The organism is Chryseobacterium binzhouense (assembly GCF_007474545.1).
In the GTDB taxonomy this organism is placed as follows: domain Bacteria; phylum Bacteroidota; class Bacteroidia; order Flavobacteriales; family Weeksellaceae; genus Chryseobacterium; species Chryseobacterium binzhouense.
In genome coordinates this window covers 66,322-83,856 of sequence record NZ_VKOG01000005.1, presented here as the reverse complement: position 1 = coordinate 83,856, position 17,535 = coordinate 66,322, and the positions used below count along the sequence as shown (strand labels likewise).

Here is a 17,535-nt window from a genome sequence, read left to right as displayed (position 1 = left end):
AAGTCTCTTTTTTTTATAACATTTTTAAGTTATTCACTTCCAGTTCTGTTAAAATTCTCCAGTGTCCTCTCTTGATATTTTTCTTGGTAAGACCTGCAAACATTACTCTGTCCAGAGCCTCAACTTCATATCCTAATCTCTGGAAAATTCTTCTGATCACCCGGTTCCAGCCGATATGAATTTCAATACCTACTTCATTTTTAGGCTTCCCTTCAATGAAAGAAATTTGATCTACCACAGCTACCCCTTCATCCAGACGAATCCCTTCAGCGATAAGCTTCATATCTTCATGAGTCAGTTTTTTATCCAAAGTCACATGATAGATTTTCTTAGCATCAAACGAAGGATGTGTAAGCTTTTTTGTCATGTGTCCGTCGTTGGTAAGCAAAATCACACCCGTTGTAGAACGATCCAGTCTGCCGACAGGAAAAAGTCTGTAAGGTGATGCATTCGCAACCAGATCCATTACAGTTTTTCTTGCTTTATCATCTTTGGTGGTAGAAATATATCCTTTTGGTTTATTTAAAAGTACATAAACAGGTTTTTCGGGAGTGATGTTTTGCCCGTCAAAAACAACTTTATCGGTTTTTTGAACCTGATATCCCATTTCTGTTACTACCTTTCCGTTTACTTCCACCAATCCCTGCGTAATAAGCTCATCGGCTTCTCTCCTGCTGCATATTCCGGAATTGGCAATATATTTATTAAGACGGATTGTATCCTTATGAACGTCTTTTTCTACTTTTTTAAATCTTCTTTTCTGCACAAAAGATCTGGCTTTGTCGCCGTCTTTTTCGTCAGACGATCCTGGTCTTCTGCCATATTTCAGGCTTCCTCTTTCGTATTTGTCTCTGGTATCGAAGTTTTTGCCGCCACCTCTTTTAGGACTGAAAGATTTTTTCTCCTCACCGGAATTGGTAATATAAGGCTCTTTTTCAATTTTAGAATATTTCTTTTCCATTCTGGCTTCGTAACTTGTGTCACTGCTTCTTCTGGAATCAGAATTTCGCTCTCCGGCTTTAGGGAAAGTTTTTTTAAAAGGTTTTGATCCGGAATTTCCAGATTTGGAAGCGCGAGAACCATCAGAATTATTTCTTGTTGAACTTCTTGGTCTTTTTGGTTTTCCTGAATTGTTGTCTCTGCTCATGCTAAATATTTCTGCAAAGATAGTATATTTAATAACGAGTTAAAAATTAAGAATCATAACTTTGTAATGCTTTAATAATACCCATAAAAATAATCAGATCATGATTACCTTATTAGATAACAGTTTTTCTCAGATCAATCAGTTTATTGCAGAAAAATCTTTCAGCAAAATTTTCATTCTGGTTGATGAGAATACCCATGAATACTGCCTTCCTCTCTTTCTGGGAAATCTGGAAACAGAAATCAGCTTTGAAATTCTTGAAATTGAAGCGGGTGAAGAAATGAAAAACATTCAGACAGCTAATCAGCTCTGGGAAATTCTTACCGAAATGCACGCCGACAGAAAAGCTTTGCTCATCAATCTTGGTGGCGGTGTCATTACCGATCTTGGCGGCTTTGTGGCTTCTACCTATAAAAGAGGCATTCAGTTCATCAACATTCCTACTACTCTGCTTTCGATGTGTGATGCATCAATTGGCGGAAAAACTGGGATTGATCTGATGAATTACAAAAACATGGTGGGAACATTTGCTTTTCCCGAAAAAATTTATGTTTATCCTAAATTTCTGGAAACTCTTCCCCATAAAGAATTAATAAGCGGTTTTGCCGAGATGCTGAAGCATGGTCTTATCGCAGACAAAAAGCATTGGGAAGATCTGATAAAGATTCAGCATCCGGATGCGGCATCTATTGAAGTTTTTATTTCGCAATCAATGGAAATAAAACAGGAAATTGTGAATGCAGACTGTTTTGAAAAAAATATAAGAAAAACTTTAAACTTTGGTCATACTATTGGTCATGCTATTGAAAGCCTCTGTCTTGCAGATGAAAAACCAATATTGCATGGTGAAGCTGTAGCTTTGGGAATGATTTGCGAGACGTATCTTTCTTTTCTGGAAGGTTTAATGGATAAAGAAACAGCAGATTTAGTTATTGAAAATATCCAGCGTTACTTCTGCTCAATAGATATAAGCGGTTTTGATGATATGCAGATTTTCGGTTTGCTTTTGAATGATAAGAAAAATTCAGACTTGGTAATTAATTTTTCATTGCTTTCAGATATTGGCTTCAGTGTATACGATTACAAGTGCAGCGATGAAAATATCAAAAAATCACTTCATTTTTACAGACAATTAAGCGGTTTTTAGTCATTTCTGATTCATTTAATTTCGGAAAGTATTGAAATTATTATTTTTAGCATAATATTTTAATGAAATTATTTTTCTGAAAATCAATATTATAAAAAATTACCATTCTTTCTAAGGGTGGTAATTTTGTGTTTTATTATGTTAAATGATTTTTTGGCAAACAATTTGAAAGATACCACCCGTCCAACAAAGAAAGTTGGCAGGTAAAATTTAAAATTAGAATTAGTAATATTAAAATTTAAGTTATGAAAAAATTAATTTTAGGAATCGCAGTGTTGTCAACATCTTTAGCATTTGCTCAGACGACTACGACAACTACCACTACCACAAGGACGATGTCTTCAGACGTTAGATTCGGTATCAAAGGTGGAATGAACGTTTCTTCATTGTCTAAAGACGGTGCTTTGGAAGATCAGGGTTCTAAAATAGGTTTCAATGCTGGTGTATTTGCCAACATTCCTGTGGCAGAATCTTTCAGCATTCAGCCAGAGGTTTTATACAGCCAGTATGGTGATAAGTATGACCAGGTTGTATTAGGAAACCGTTATTCAAGAGCAAGACATTTAGATTATATTGCAGTTCCGGTAATGTTCCAGTATAATCTGGTGCCAAACTTCTACTTAGAAGCAGGTCCTGAGTTCGGATTCTTAGTAAGCGCAAAAAACAAATTTAAAAATGAAACTGATAATAATGTGATTACTGAGTCTGGAAACTACAAAGACAGTCTGAACGGATTCAACGTAGGAATTGGTTTAGGAGCCGGATATTATTTCACAGATAATATTGGAATCACTGCGAGATATGTTGCTGGTGTTACCGATATTGCTAAAGACAGACCGGCAAATTCTGACGCCATCAGGAACAATGTATTTCAAGTTGGTTTAGCATACAAATTTTAATCAATAATAAATCTTATTTCAGTAGAAAGGTCAGGTTTCGTAATGAAGCCTGACCTTTTAATTTTTCAATGAGTTTCTATGGAATTTTACTAAATTGCGCCGATTTAAAAAATTAAATAATAAACTATGAAAAAAATTTTGTTGGGACTTGCTATTGTTACATCTTCTCTGTCATTCGCTCAGGATAAAACTGAATCTTCAGCTTCAGCAACACGATTCGGACTGAAAGCGGGACTGAATTTATCTTCAATCAATGCTGATGGATTCAAAGGAAAAGCAGGAATCTATGGTGGTATTTTCGCTAATATTCCGGTGGGATCTTCTGTAAGTGTACAACCGGAAGTTTTATATAATAATGCAGGAGCAAAGGTAAAAGATATGTCGGATGTAAAATTAAATCTTGATTATATTTCTGTTCCTATAATGATTCAGTATAATATCATGCCGGAATTGTATCTGGAAGCCGGACCACAGTTTAGTGTTGCCATCAATAAAGAGGTGAAAACGGATGCTGGTTCAGCAGATGTTAAAGATCTTTTTAGAAATTTTGATTTTGGTGTTGGACTTGGTGCAGGATATTATTTTACAAATAACATAGGAATTACTGCAAGATATACTGCGGGAGTTATAGATATCTCTCATAATAATCCAAATGAATTTATAAGAAGTCAGGTTTTTCAGGTTGGTCTTGCGTGTAAATTCTAAATTTAGAATTTTTTCAATGAAAAAGGTCAGGTTTCGTAATGAAGCCTGACCTTTTAATTTTATTAAATGTTTTAAAAGAATTTCTTTAGGCAGAGTTTCTGCTTGCATTAATGTTACCAAACAAAGAACGGGTAACCAGTTTTTTGTACGCTTCAATATTTCCTTCGCCTTTTTGAATTTTTATTAATGCATATTGCTGAATGCTCAAAAGCGGAAGCACAATTTTTTCGCGGATTTTTACAGATTTTCTTGAAAGCGGATCTTCCTGCTGAAGGATTTTGAAACCTGTAAGCTCCAGCATAATCTCTTTTGACAGTTGAAATTCTTCAAATAAAATTTGCCAAAAGTCGCCAAATTTAGGATTGTCTTTAATATAATACGTCAGCGGAAAATAAGACTTATTCATACTCATCATTGAGTTTAAAACTAATGTTTTGAAAAAATCTGATCCTCTGTATAAATTCTTTATCTCATCAAACCTTCCTTGTTCTTTCAGTTGCTGCATCGCAAATCCAAAACCGAAAAAACCGGGAACATTCTGCTTAAGCTGAGACCATGATCCCACGAATGGAATTGCTCTTAAATCTTCAAATTTAAGCTCATTTCCGTCGCCACGTTTTGACGGACGGCTGCCAATATTGGTCTTTCCGTAATATTCCAGCGTACTCATTTCCTGAAGATATGGAACAAACATCGGATGTGCCTTTAAGTCTGAATATTTCTTATAACTGATTTCTGCAAGCTCAATAATCAGCTTTCTTTCGTGTTCGGTTAAATCTTTTTTTGAATTTTTAAACACATCATTTTCTATTCCCGCAGTCAGAAGCTGTTCAAAATTATACTTAGCCTGCTCTTTATTTCCAAAAATACTTGTGATGGTCTGCCCCTGAATAGTAAGTTCAATTTTATTATTGGCTATCGTTTTTCCCTGTGATGCATAAAAATCGTGCGTTTTGCCTCCGCCTCTTGCCGGCGGACCGCCTCTACCGTCAAAAAACACCACTTTTATTCCGTTTTCTTCAGATATTTTTGTGAGGATTTCTTTAGCTTTATAAATTTCCCAGTTGGCTTTGAGGTAGCCTCCATCTTTTGTACCGTCTGAAAAACCGAGCATGATGGTCTGCTGATTTCCTCTTCTGTGGAGATGTTTTTTATAGACAGGATTTTGATACAGATCCAGCATCACATTTTCTGCATTCGCAAGACCTTCCATCGTTTCAAAAAGAGGAACGATATCCATATTGATTTCGTCATCCTGATAGCCTGAGATTTTGAAAAAAGCATACACATTCATTACATCTTTCACCGCATCAGAATTGGAAATAATATAGCGGTTCATCCCTCTGATTCCGTTGAAATCCTGAATTTGTCTGATTTGCTGAACATTGATCAATGTATCTCTTACAATATCTTCAAAATCATCGGCTGCAGCTTTTCCAGAATGTTCTATTAGTTTGTAATATTTTTCAGAATAATCTGCATCAATATTTCCAAACAGTTTTGCAAATACCTCATCAATTACCTGCTGATGAATTCTGCTGTCCTGCCGGATGTCTAATGTTGCAAAATGAGTCCCGAAAATTTTCACGCGGTCTTTAAAATTGATAAGCACTTTCAGAAAGAGCGAATTGTGTTCTTTCACTAAAATTTCTTCGGCTTCATTCAGGTGCTTAAGAATATTTTCAGTGCTCAGTTTTTCATTTCGGAAAATTGCGGAATACAATTCGGCGCTCAGTTTTCCCAAAACTTCTGAAACTCCTCTGAAACTCAGTCTTCTTCGTACGTCTTTCAAATTAGCATAATAGGATTTTAAAATCGCTGAACGTAATTCTTCAGAAACTCTTTTGGTGACTTCTGCTGTCACAAAAGGATTGCCGTCCCGGTCTCCTCCCGGCCAAAAGCCAAGCTGGATGATATCTTCGTGGAGATGATCGTGACTGTTGCCAAATGTTTTTTTGATTTTATCAAACAACTCACCGATAGAATCATAATAGACATATCTTAAATAATGAATGATGCTTAACGCTTCATCAATCGGAGTAGGTTTTTCTTTATTAACAAAAGGAGTTTTGCCAAGTTGCTGCAACAGCATATCTATATTGGTGATTGAATCTGAACTGATTGCGTGTCTCAAATCATGAATGATGCGTTGCACGGAACTGGGATAAAACTGTGTGGGATGGGCTGTAAATACAATTTTTACAGTAAAATCTTTTAGTTTTTCTCTTACCTTTTCAAGCTTATGATCGTGATAAGCTCTTTCATAAAGATTGGTTATGGTTCCGTTATCGCTTTCGGAGTGCAATCCGGGAAATGCAGCATCTTCAATACTGTCAAATAAAACTACTTGTCTTTCAATATACTGTATGATTTTAAAAAGAAGTTCCAATTTCTGATCTTCAGTCTGTAAATCGGTATGACTTGTGAAAAACTCTTCTACGATTTCTACCGGAGTTTTTCCTTTCTGATAGCCGTCTCTGCTTTCTTCACAAAGAAAAGGCAGAAGCATACCGATATTGGTCATTTTATCATACGGCAGACTCATAAATAATGAATTATAAATCTGGAATTTATTTTCCACAATCTGCCTGAATTTTTCTTCTCGTTGGTCGTGTATCATAATAACAAATTTAGGGATTTTTTGAACTTTCGGGGGTGAATCATACCATTAAATATTATTTTTTCATCAAAATTTTAAAATCTTAAATGAAATATTGATATTTTTACGTTGGTATAACTGACAGCAAAATTGTTTGAATTTAATTAGTTGCTACTTCATAATTTAAATATCCTGAAATGAAAAATATTTTTCTTGTTCTCATATCAGTTTTTATTTTCACAGCGTGTGGCGAAGAATGTTATAATGCTCCTCTTCCTGTCGTATTTGAGGTAGTGAACTCGAATAATGAGAATTTAATCTCCAATGGTAATCTGGGCAACTTTTATATTGAGGAAGAAAATAAAGGTAAAATAGAATTGACAAAAACGTCAGACAATAAAATTGTGCTTGAAAATGTAGGCGCATATAACGGAACAAAAAATTATACATTTTATTCAGCAGTAAGAGTTTTTAATTTTTCCATAGAGTCTTCGGAGTTTAAAGGCGGTTGTAATGGTTTTCAGATCAACAAATTATCTTTTACGGGAATTGGAATAGATGTTACTGACGAAAATGGATACTACAAAATTATATTACAATAGTTTTTCAATAATAAGTGATAATTAACTTTGCTAATGCTTACTTAATGTTTATTTTATTTTTTCGAAATCCAAATATTTTAAGGTATGATAAAAACTTTCTTTGCAGGTTTAATGATCATCACAAGCATAAAATCTTTTGCGCAATATAAAAAAGTTTATCCTTATAATGAATATCAGACTAACTGGGCAATGGTAAAAACCATGTCCGGAACTTACGGATTTATTGATAAGGATAACAAGCAGGTTGTAGCTCCTGTTTATTCTAAAATTGACAAATTTGGAAAATTACATAAAGATTTAGCTTTGGTAAAATCAATTTCAGATACGTATGGCATGATTGACATTCAAGGAAAATTGGTTGTACCGGCCATTTACAAAAGAATACGAAAATTTGACGAACTTAAAAAAGGTTACGCTCTGGTAGAATCTATCAACAATTATTATGGTCTCATCAATGAAAATGGTAAAGAAGCAATTCCTGCAAATTACAGTATGGAAGAATTAAAGAGCAGACTAAACGATCTTTAAAATGTATCGGTTGAAATGACAACATATAAATCACAAAATGCCTGATAGTTTTAATCAAATTCATTCATTAAAAATTTAAAGCTTTAGAGAGGTAGTTATTTTATATGTATTCGTAAATTTGGTGTAAAATAAATAAGAACAATGCTAAATTTCGAGTTTAAAAATCCAACAAAAATACTTTTCGGGAAAGGTGAAATGACCAAAATTTCAAAAGAAATTCCACAAGATGCCAGAATTTTAATGATTTACGGAGGCGGAAGTATTAAAAACAATGGTATTTACGACCAGGTAAAAGATGCTTTGAAAGACCATGATATGCATGAGTTTGGAGGGGTTCCGGCTAATCCGGAATACGAAGTCCTGGTTAAGGCTTTACGGTATATTAAAGAAAACAATATCAACTATCTGCTTGCTGTAGGAGGTGGATCGGTTATAGACGGGGTTAAATTTCTATCTGCTGCTGCTAATTATGATGGTGAACCATGGGAAATTCTTACAAAACCCGTACGAACAATGGAGGGTAAAGGAATGCCTTTCGGAACCGTTCTTACATTACCTGCAACCGGATCTGAAATGAATTCCGGATATGTGATTTCAAGAAGAGAAACCAACGAAAAACTTTCTTCAGGAGGTCCTGGTCTGTTTCCGCAGTTTTCTGTTCTGGATCCGGAAGTAGTTCGTTCGATTCCTAAAAATCAGATTGCTAACGGAATTGCAGATGCTTATACTCATGTTCTGGAACAGTACATGACCAGCCCTTCTTCTGCTGATTTACAGGAAAGAATTGCCGAAAGTATTTTAATCAGCTTACAGAATGCAGCTCCTAAAGTTATGGCTGATGATTTTGACTATGATGCGGCTGCTAATTTTATGTGGTGCTGCACAATGGCACTCAACGGATTAATTCAGAAAGGAGTGGTTACAGACTGGGCTGTTCATGCAATGGGACACGAGCTTACAGCACATTACGGAATTGATCATGCACGAACACTTGCTGTAATTGCCCCTTCACACTATCGTTATAATTTCGAAACTAAAAAAGGTAAACTGGCACAGTATGCAGAAAGAGTCTGGGGAATTTCTGAAGGAAATACTGAAGAAAAAGCAGAAAAAGCTATTGCTAAGCTTGAGGAGTTTTTTCATAGTCTTGAGATACAGACTAAACTTTCAGATTATACAACAGATTTTGAAGGAACAGCAGAAAAGATTGAAAAAGCATTTACAGAAAGAAACTGGGTTGGCTTAGGTGAAAATAAAAATCTTACTCCAAAGGATGTTTATAAAATTGTAGAAATGAGTTATTAATTTTAAAATTTCTATAAAATTTGAATGATTGAGGTCAGAGAAGGTTGAATTTTATTAATAAATTCACTTATTGACCTCAAATTTTTATTTAAAAATAATTTTTCTTCAATCATTCGTTCAAAAATCCTTGATTTCATTATATATATTTCAAATTTATTTATATTTTAGCATATTATAAAATTTGTGAAAATGAAAAAACACCTACTTTTATTTGCCTTTTCCGCATTGGCGTTGACTTCATGTGAAGATGACTATCAAGCTTATGAACTTGATATGCTGAAGGGTGAATGGAAAACTGTAAAAACTGAAGTTGTCTCCGGAGCAGATAATAAAACGATAATTTCAACAATTGTTCCTACAGGCTGTGAGACAAAAAACACGTTAGAGTTCAGAACAGATTATTATACATCTTATAATGCTTTTACAGGATCAGGTGCCAATTGCAGTAATGTAAAGACAGAAGGAACCTATTCATACAGTAACGAGGAAAAAATTCTTGTCACCAAATTTGCGAATGATTCTGAAAGACCATTTAAAGTCATTATTCTAAGCAGTTCGGAACTACAGCTCATGACCTTGACTGATAATATAGATCAGGACGGTGACACGAAGATAGATTACACTTATATAACTTACAAAAGATAACCAATGCTCCCGAAATTATCGGGAGTTTTTATTACATTAATACTCTTATACTACTAAAATGAAGAAGATTTTTTCTGTTGTACTTTTATTGATTTTTATTTTAAATTTTTCTCAGGAGAAAAAACCAATTTTCTGGGATGAAATTCAAAATTTTAAAAAGCTTGATCAGGAGATTGTTCCGCCAAATAATTCTATTTTGCTTTTAGGAAGTTCATCTTTTACTAAATGGCAGGATGTTTCGGATTATTTTCCCGGCAAAGTTATTATCAACCGTGGTTTTGGAGGTTCCAGACTGACTGATCTTAATTATTATGCTGAAGATCTTCTACAGCCTTATGAGCCAAAACAGATCATTATCTACTGCGGAGAAAACGATTTTGCGGATGATGCTCAGCTAAAATCTGATGTCGTGGTGGAAAGATTTAAAACTCTATATGCTAAAATAAGAGAAAAGTTTCCGAATATTCAGGTAGATTATATTTCGATAAAATATTCTCCGAGCAGAGAGCACCTTTGGAAGCAAATGAAAGAAGCTAATATGAAAATAGCCAGATTGATGAAGAAAGAAAAAAATGCTGATTTTATTGATATTACCAAAGTAATGAATGACTCTAATGGGAAGGTGCGTGAAGATTTGTTTGTAGAAGACAGATTGCACATGACTCCTGAAGGCTATCGACTCTGGGCTTCTGTAATGAAACTGTATATGAAATAATGACGATCATAAATTGAATTTTCTTCGTTAAGAAGATAATGAACACATGAATACAAAATCCCGAATGAATCGGGATTTTTTTATTTCTTTCGCTTTGATTTTGAAATAGCCTTTTGCTGTGCTCTGTTAGCTCCGAATTTTTTAGGAGCTTTTCTTTTTGAAGGACCGCCCCAGTTTTCTTTCTTGTTTTTGTCTTTTTTCTCGTGAAATGCTCCACCACCTTCAGATAATTTAACCTGATTAGGATTTTTCATGATCACGTTTTCTTCTTCAGATGCGATCTTTTTAGGATTAATCTTCACTTCTTCAGGGAACGGAATATATTTGAGTTCCTTATCCATCAAAAGTTCAATGTCTAAAGCTAGAGATTCTTCTTTTTTAGTAACAAAAATGACCGCTTTACCATCTTTATCAGCTCTACCTGTTCTACCGATTCTGTGAATATACTGCTCTGGAACTTCGGGAGTTTCGAAGTTGATAACATGAGTAATATCTGAAATATCCAGACCTCTTGCCATTACATCAGTTGTAATCAGACCTCTTATTTCCTCATTTTCAAAAAGTTTCATCGCTTTCAAACGGTAGTTCTGAGATTTATTGGAGTGAATGACATCAAACTGATCAGGAAACAGCTCATCAATTTTAGTAAAAAGAAGATCAGCATGCTTTTTATTATTGGCAAATACCAATACTTTAGACATATCTTCGTTCGCTTTCAGCAAATGTTCAAGTAAATTGATTTTTGTGTTGAAATTTTCAACTTTATAGGCAGTCTGCTCAATTTTTTCAAGTGGCGTTCCTGATTTTGCCAACGAAATTTCTACAGGACTTGCAAAATATTCATCCAGCATATCATCAACAGCTTCTGTCATCGTTGCCGAGAAAAGAATATTCTGTCTTTTCTCTTTCATCATTTCAAAAATATGGGTGAGCTGTGGTCTGAAACCAAGATTCAGCATTTCGTCAAACTCATCAATGACTAATTTTGTTACCTCACGCAGAGAGATTGCATTGTCTATTGCGAGATCCATCACTCTTCCGGGCGTTCCTACAAGAATATCACAGCCATTATCAAACAGCAGTTTCTGTGTATTGATGTTTTTGCCTCCGTAAATACCAATCACTCTTGCTGTAATATTTTCGGTGAGTTTTTCCAGAATTTCTGTAACCTGAACGACCAATTCTCTGGTAGGAACTAAAACCAGAACCGTAGGATTTCCAGTTTTATTGTACTTCCATGTTTTGAGAATCGGCAAAAGATACGCTAAAGTTTTTCCGGTTCCCGTTTGGGCAATTCCCATTATATCCCTTCCTGAAAGAATAGGTTTCAGACTTTTTTCCTGAATAGGCGTGGGTTCAAAAAGATTGAGATCTGCCAATACATCAAGAATTTTTTCCGGTAAGTCGAAATCTGCAAAAGTGATTTTTTCCATTTTGCAAAGATAGGCAATTTTATAATGGGTGTAAGATGTTAAAAGATGGAAACTTTTTAAATATCCTAAAAGCTAAAATTTAATATTACGTATAAAACTAAATTTGCTGGTAGTTTAATTTCAGATGTTTAAATAAATTTACTTTCTTAAAATTCGCAGCAACAAAATAACCGTGAGTATAATTGAAAAGCAAAAACCTAAAACAGCCACCAAAGACATCTCTCCTATCCTCGGTCCTTGTTCAGATACAAAAACAATAGCAGTCGCAATAATATTCGCCCCTAAGATCATTGTAAATATTAAATTGATAACACTTGACTTAATGAGCTGGTTAGTTTTTTCAATATTTTTTATTTCGCTGGAAATCGTAAACTGATCGTCATCAAGTTTTTGTAAAACAGATCTCAGTTCTTTGGGAATATCATCTATATTATCGGTGAAATTCTGAATTTTTTCAAGACTTTTTTTCAAAACCTTTTCAGGACTTATTCTTTTAGTGAAAATTTTTCTGGCATAAGGATTCAGGCTTTTGACTACGTCCAAATCAGGATTGATGGTTCTTCCTACCCCTTCAATAAGACCAATTCCTTTGAAAAGAAGATAAAAATAATCCGGCATATACAGTCGGTTTTCCTTCAGCACATCTTTCATTTTATTCATGATAACCTGCGGATTGATGTCTTTCAATGAAGTACTGTGAACAAAATTAAGTACTTCTTCCACATCATTCTCAAATTTTCTATCGTTGGGAATCTCATAGCTTACAGCCATTTTCTTTAGATAACGGACTATTTTCTTCGGATTTTTAGCCACAAAACTGATAATCAGATTTTCAAGGATTTCTTTATCATTAGGCTGAATTTTTCCAACTGCGCCAAAATCAATAAAAACAACTTTTCCGTCCTTTTTAACCAGAATATTTCCTGCATGAGGATCTACATGAAAGAATCCATAATCTAAAATCTGTGAGACAAACAACTGCAAACCGGTTTCGGAAACGGTGACAGGGTCAATCCCGTGTTTTTGAAGTGATGCGGTATCTGTAACTTTTATTCCGTCTATAAATTCCATACACAAGATGTTGTTATTACAGAACTCATCATAAATTTTCGGAACGTAGGTTTCTTTATTGTTTTTAAAATTAAGCGCAAACTGATGGATGTTATTACGCTCATTTACAAGGGAAATCTCTTCCAGTAAAGATTTTTCAAAAGTTGAAACTGCCTGTTTGAGATTTAATTTAGAATCAATTTCAGAATAGGTAGAAATCAGCTTTATCAGATCTTTAATCAAAAGCAGATCATCTTCAATAACAGGAAGAATATCAGGTTTTTTAATTTTTAAAATCACTTCTTCACCAGTCAGCAAAAATCCTTTGTAGACTTGCGCAATAGAAGCGGTTGCAATCGGATTAGGATTAATTTCCTTAAAATATTCTTTTACAGAAATATTAAATTCATTTTCAAGAATTTCCTCAACATTCATTTCTATTACTTCTACCCTGTCCTGAAGCTTTTGCAGCTCCTGAATCATTTCCGGCGGAAGCAAATCTTCCCGGTTGCTGAAAGATTGTCCAAGCTTGACGAAAGTAGGACCCAATTCTTCCAAAGCAAGACGAATCCGTTCGTAAACGGTTCCTTTAGAAACGATTTCATCTGGATCATGAAGCTTTTCTTCAGACTTTTTGTTTCCATTCATTCTGGAAATCAAATCTTTAAAACCGTATTTGCTTAAAACGGAAATCAGTTTTGCGGATCTTTTGAGTTTTCGCTGCTGCTTATCAAACATAATTTTGAAAATAGTCTTGCAATTTAAGTCAAAAATTGTTCCTTGTGGAGGATTTGGTTTAAAAAGATAAATTTAGTAGCAACTTAATTCTTCATACAAAATAATTTTTATAAATTAAAAAAAGCCCGTTAACAACGAGCTTTCATTAAAATTATTTTTTCAGGCATTTTTCCAGAAACTGATCCTGTTCCCAGAGAAGATGCAGAATGTTTTCTTTGGCGGCATATCCGTGAGATTCTTTGGGTAGAAGCACCATTTTTACCGGAGCTCCAAGATTTTTCAGCGCCTGAAAATATCTTTCGGTCTGCAGGGTAAATGTTCCCGGATTATTGTCTGCATCACCGTGTACCAAAAGTAATGGAGTTTTCATCTTGTCTGCATTCATAAATGGGGACATCGTATTGTAAATTTCCGGAACATCCCAATAATTTCTTTGTTCGCTCTGAAATCCGAAAGGCGTTAAAGTTCTGTTGTAGGCTCCGCTTCTTGCAATTCCGCACGCATAATCCTTAGAGTGAGTCAAAAGATTGGCGGTCATAAATGCTCCGTAAGAATGTCCTCCTACTGCCACTTTCTTTCTGTCGATGTAACCTAACTGATCCACTGCATCAATGGCTGCTTTTCCGTTGGCAACCAATTGCGGGATAAAAGTATCGTTCGGTTCTGTTTTTCCTTCTCCGATAATCGGGAATGCAGCATCATCAAGAACTGCATAACCTTTTGCAGTCCAATACACAAAAGAGCCGTAATAAGGAAAGGTAAAATCATTCGGATTCTGCGTGCTTTGTCCTGCTGTATTTTTATCCTTGTATTCTGTAGGGTATGCCCAGATCAGTAAAGGAAGTTTTTCTTTTTTAGCCTTTCTGTCGTAGTTTGCAGGCAGATAAAGGGTTCCTGTCAAAGTAACTCCATCGTTTCTTTTATAAGTAATCACTTCTTTATAGACATCTTTGATGCTTTCAAAAGGATTGGCAAACTGTGTAACCGCTTCAGCTTTATTCGATTTGATATTTTTCTTAAAATAATTCGGATAATGGCTTGCCGACTGCTGAATCGTTAATACCTCTCCCTTAGAAGGATTAATGACATCAATGATTTCTTCTTTTGCATTTTTTATGTTGGAAGTATATAATCTTTTCTTTTTTAGAGATTTTACATCCATTTCATCAATGAAAGGATGCTGTCCTTCTTTGGTAAAACCATCGCCAATCAGGTACGCTTTATCCCCTTTCATATCTACTACATATCTTCCGAACTGGTTTTTTGTGGTGTTAAAATTTCCGGGATCGCTGTAAACGTCCTGATAATTCCTGTCATCAATAATTTTAGATTCACCATTATTGAGATCAATCAGATAAGATTTTGTACTTCTGGTATCATACCAACCTTCAGAAACAATAGCATAATGATTATTTGTCCAGCTTGCTCCTTCATATCTCTGTTTAGTTTTAAAGAAAGATTTTGGCTGAGTAGTAAACGGAGCTTCCCACATAAAAATTTCGTCTCTGAAATCTGCAGATTTAGACTGATCTCCACCATCCAGAGCTTCGGCAAAAACCAACGTTGCAGGCTGATCTGATCTCCAGGTCATATCTCTTTTCCCTGTTCTTACGGATGAAAAACCTTTAGGCATCACTTCATTAATCGGTACTTCATTTACAATTTTTACCAGATTACCTTTTGCATCATACACCGAAGAAGTCATCGGAAAACGGCTCAACGGAACAATGTAGGAAAAAGGCTTTTTTATCGTAGTTGTCATCAGAAAATTTCCATCGGGAGAATAGCTTAACCCAGCATACATATCTTTCTCCTTAAACTTTTTAAGATTACCATTCAGATCTGCATGATATAATTCAGAACTTGTGAGTATTTCAAAATTCTTCTCATCCTGCGGATTTTTAAGAAGATCCTGATAGGTTCTGTTCTGCGAAACTTTTCCGTCTGAAGTAGAAACAATCGGTCCTGTAGGCAGATCTTTTGAAGAATCCATCAGTTTAGGTCTGTCTTCAGGAAGTACTTTAATCAAAAAGCTCTGAGAATCTTTCATCCAGCTGTAAGGGTTCCCCAGATTTGCATTAAGATTATCTTTTGTAATTTTTTTTGCAGTGGCTGTTTCCAGATCAACAACCCAAAGTTCAACTCCGTTTTGAGTAGTATTGGTAAAGGATAGTTTCTTCTCATCCGGTGAAAATGAAGTATTCGTTATTTTCGGATTATCCGGCAATCCTTTTACCTGAGATTCCGTTTTATCGTTCATCTTACGAACTTTCAGGTTATTTGAATACGTAATTGTACTTGAAATATTGGTCATTGGATTGATTCTTAAGCCACCTAGTTTCATTTCCTGCTGATTAAGATCATCCAAAGTTTTGTAAGTTGGTCTATATACAAAAACAACCCAGTCTTTTTTAGAATTCATTAAAATACTTGGCGGTCTGTCGTAATCTGCCAGCTTCAGAATTTCGGCAGAAGGTTTCTGGTAAGAAATATTTTCCTGTGCTTCGTAAAAGTTAAGAAAAGCCAGCAAACAGATGGTAAGTTTTATTGTCATTTTTAGATATTGATTTTGCACGAATTTAATGAAAAGTTCTAATAAAATTTATGACAATACCATATCAAAGAATTATTGTATTACAATAATTTAATATCCATGATTTGAATTAAGAATATTCTAATGGCAGAAATACACCATTGTGAACTATCTTTGCAGCTTCAAAATTGATTTAACAATGAAACGTATTTATTCAAAATTTCTGCTTTTGGCATCTTTTGCCTTTTCTGTTTACACTTATGCATGGGGGTTAACGGGGCATAGAGTAATTGCAGAGATTGCAGAAAATCATCTTTCCGGAAAGGCAAGAAAAGAAATCAGGAAAATGCTGGGACAGGAAAGAATGGCATATTGGGCAAACTGGCCCGATTTCATCAAGTCTGATACTACCGGAGTCTGGAAGCAGGCTTCAGCATGGCATTATGTAAATATTGATCCAAAGGCAGATTTTGTGGCTTTCAAAAAAGATCTGAAAGCTCAGGCAGGAGCCAATCTTTATTCGCAGATTAAAGTATTGTCCAGCCAGATTAAAGATGAAAAAACATCTGAGAAAGACAGAAAGATCGCTTTGATCTTCCTTATTCACATGATGGGAGATCTGGCGCAGCCAATGCACACAGGAAGAGCTGAAGATTTGGGAGGAAACAAAATTAATGTTACTTATTTTGGTGATAAAACCAATTTGCATTCCGTTTGGGACGGAAAATTAGTCGATTCACAGAAGTACAGCTATACGGAATATGCAAAACTTCTGGATATTAAATCCAAAGAAGAAGTAAAGCAGATTCAGGCAGGGACTTTGGAAACCTGGCTGTATGATTCTCATCAAATTGCCAATAAAATCTATGCACAGACTCCGGACGGATCAAAATTATCTTATGATTATCAGTACAAGTTTAATGATACCATGGAAAGACAGCTTTTGTACGGAGGTTTGAGACTGGCGAAATTATTAAATGATTTGTTTTAGAATGAATAGTTAATGGTGAATTTTAAAAGTTAATTTTATTTTTATTAAAATTCTTTTATTGATCATACTATGGATTTAACTGCTAAGCACACTAAAGATTTCACCAAGTACACAATACTTATGAACTTTGTTATATATAATATTGGTGACCGTTGTGGTAAAAATAGTCATCGTTACAACAAATAGCTTTTAATTATGGCAAATTGTGACAATCAGATTACTTTTAATCTTTAAATATAGAGCGGAACTTCGGTTTCGCTTTTTTTGTAGGAATTATTCTGAACCTATGAGATTTTTTCGTTGAGTTGTCACTAGCCCCGATGGAAACGGCATCCTTTTGTGATGAGAAACGAAGAGCAAAAGATATAGTGGACAGCGGGAAATAGCTCCTAAAAAATATAAACCTTGAAGATTATATAATCATAAATTATAAAAGCGGAATAATTTACAACTAATTTTTGAAGTTTATTTTAATTAAATAAAAAATATTTTATAATT

14 protein-coding genes are annotated in these 17,535 nt (G+C 34.7%); 9 read left to right on the top strand and 5 right to left on the bottom strand.

The annotated features are described in order from the left end of the window. Positions 1 to 13: 13 nt before the first annotated feature. Positions 14 to 1,147, bottom strand: coding sequence for a pseudouridine synthase (locus FNE73_RS13130; RefSeq protein WP_228430093.1), 1,134 nt, complete (start codon positions 1,145 to 1,147; stop codon positions 14 to 16). Positions 1,148 to 1,247: 100 nt separating this feature from the next. Between FNE73_RS13130 and aroB the strand changes: the two genes are divergently transcribed. The 3 genes from aroB to FNE73_RS13115 all read left to right on the top strand — a co-directional run bounded on the left by aroB (position 1,248) and on the right by FNE73_RS13115 (position 3,898). After that, complete coding sequence (gene aroB / locus FNE73_RS13125) at positions 1,248 to 2,294, top strand: 3-dehydroquinate synthase (RefSeq protein ID WP_143885036.1); 1,047 nt, start codon at positions 1,248 to 1,250, stop codon at positions 2,292 to 2,294. Between the two features lie 245 nt (positions 2,295 to 2,539). Continuing rightward, positions 2,540 to 3,193, top strand: coding sequence for a porin family protein (locus FNE73_RS13120; RefSeq protein ID WP_143885035.1), 654 nt, complete (start codon positions 2,540 to 2,542; stop codon positions 3,191 to 3,193). A gap of 126 nt (positions 3,194 to 3,319) precedes the next feature. After that, complete coding sequence (locus FNE73_RS13115; protein WP_143885034.1) at positions 3,320 to 3,898, top strand: porin family protein; 579 nt, start codon at positions 3,320 to 3,322, stop codon at positions 3,896 to 3,898. A gap of 85 nt (positions 3,899 to 3,983) precedes the next feature. Here the strand turns inward: FNE73_RS13115 and FNE73_RS13110 are convergent, their stop codons facing one another. Then, positions 3,984 to 6,518, bottom strand: a complete 2,535-nt coding sequence (locus tag FNE73_RS13110; protein ID WP_143885033.1) for a phosphoenolpyruvate carboxylase — start codon at positions 6,516 to 6,518, stop codon at positions 3,984 to 3,986. A gap of 176 nt (positions 6,519 to 6,694) precedes the next feature. Between FNE73_RS13110 and FNE73_RS13105 the strand changes: the two genes are divergently transcribed. From FNE73_RS13105 to FNE73_RS13085, 5 genes are all read left to right on the top strand, one after another. Next, positions 6,695 to 7,099 carry a hypothetical protein gene (locus FNE73_RS13105; RefSeq protein ID WP_143885032.1) on the top strand — a complete coding sequence of 135 codons (405 nt, stop codon included), beginning with the start codon at positions 6,695 to 6,697 and terminating at the stop codon, positions 7,097 to 7,099. A gap of 84 nt (positions 7,100 to 7,183) precedes the next feature. Continuing rightward, positions 7,184 to 7,627, top strand: a complete 444-nt coding sequence (locus FNE73_RS13100; protein WP_143885031.1) for a WG repeat-containing protein — start codon at positions 7,184 to 7,186, stop codon at positions 7,625 to 7,627. A 141-nt stretch (positions 7,628 to 7,768) separates the two neighbouring features. Beyond that, positions 7,769 to 8,932: an iron-containing alcohol dehydrogenase gene (locus tag FNE73_RS13095; protein ID WP_143885030.1), complete on the top strand. Its 1,164-nt coding sequence runs from the start codon at positions 7,769 to 7,771 to the stop codon at positions 8,930 to 8,932. A gap of 189 nt (positions 8,933 to 9,121) precedes the next feature. Beyond that, on the top strand, positions 9,122 to 9,577 hold the full coding sequence (locus tag FNE73_RS13090; RefSeq protein ID WP_143885029.1) for a lipocalin-like domain-containing protein: 456 nt from the start codon (positions 9,122 to 9,124) through the stop codon (positions 9,575 to 9,577). Between the two features lie 58 nt (positions 9,578 to 9,635). After that, on the top strand, positions 9,636 to 10,292 hold the full coding sequence (locus FNE73_RS13085; RefSeq protein ID WP_143885028.1) for a GDSL-type esterase/lipase family protein: 657 nt from the start codon (positions 9,636 to 9,638) through the stop codon (positions 10,290 to 10,292). 80 nt (positions 10,293 to 10,372) lie between these two features. On the opposite strand, the gene FNE73_RS13080 is transcribed toward FNE73_RS13085, so the two are convergent. From FNE73_RS13080 to FNE73_RS13070, 3 genes are all read right to left on the bottom strand, one after another. Next, the gene (locus tag FNE73_RS13080) at positions 10,373 to 11,725 is read right to left on the bottom strand and encodes a DEAD/DEAH box helicase (RefSeq protein ID WP_143885027.1); all 1,353 of its coding nucleotides are present in this window, start codon (positions 11,723 to 11,725) and stop codon (positions 10,373 to 10,375) included. A gap of 138 nt (positions 11,726 to 11,863) precedes the next feature. Next, entirely contained in the window at positions 11,864 to 13,513 is a 1,650-nt protein-coding gene (locus tag FNE73_RS13075) for an ABC1 kinase family protein (protein ID WP_143885026.1), read from the bottom strand. 151 nt (positions 13,514 to 13,664) lie between these two features. Then, positions 13,665 to 16,067: an alpha/beta hydrolase family protein gene (locus FNE73_RS13070; RefSeq protein ID WP_143885025.1), complete on the bottom strand. Its 2,403-nt coding sequence runs from the start codon at positions 16,065 to 16,067 to the stop codon at positions 13,665 to 13,667. 178 nt (positions 16,068 to 16,245) lie between these two features. Between FNE73_RS13070 and FNE73_RS13065 the strand changes: the two genes are divergently transcribed. Next, positions 16,246 to 17,037, top strand: a complete 792-nt coding sequence (locus tag FNE73_RS13065; RefSeq protein WP_143885024.1) for a S1/P1 nuclease — start codon at positions 16,246 to 16,248, stop codon at positions 17,035 to 17,037. The last annotated feature ends 498 nt before the right edge of the window (positions 17,038 to 17,535 follow it).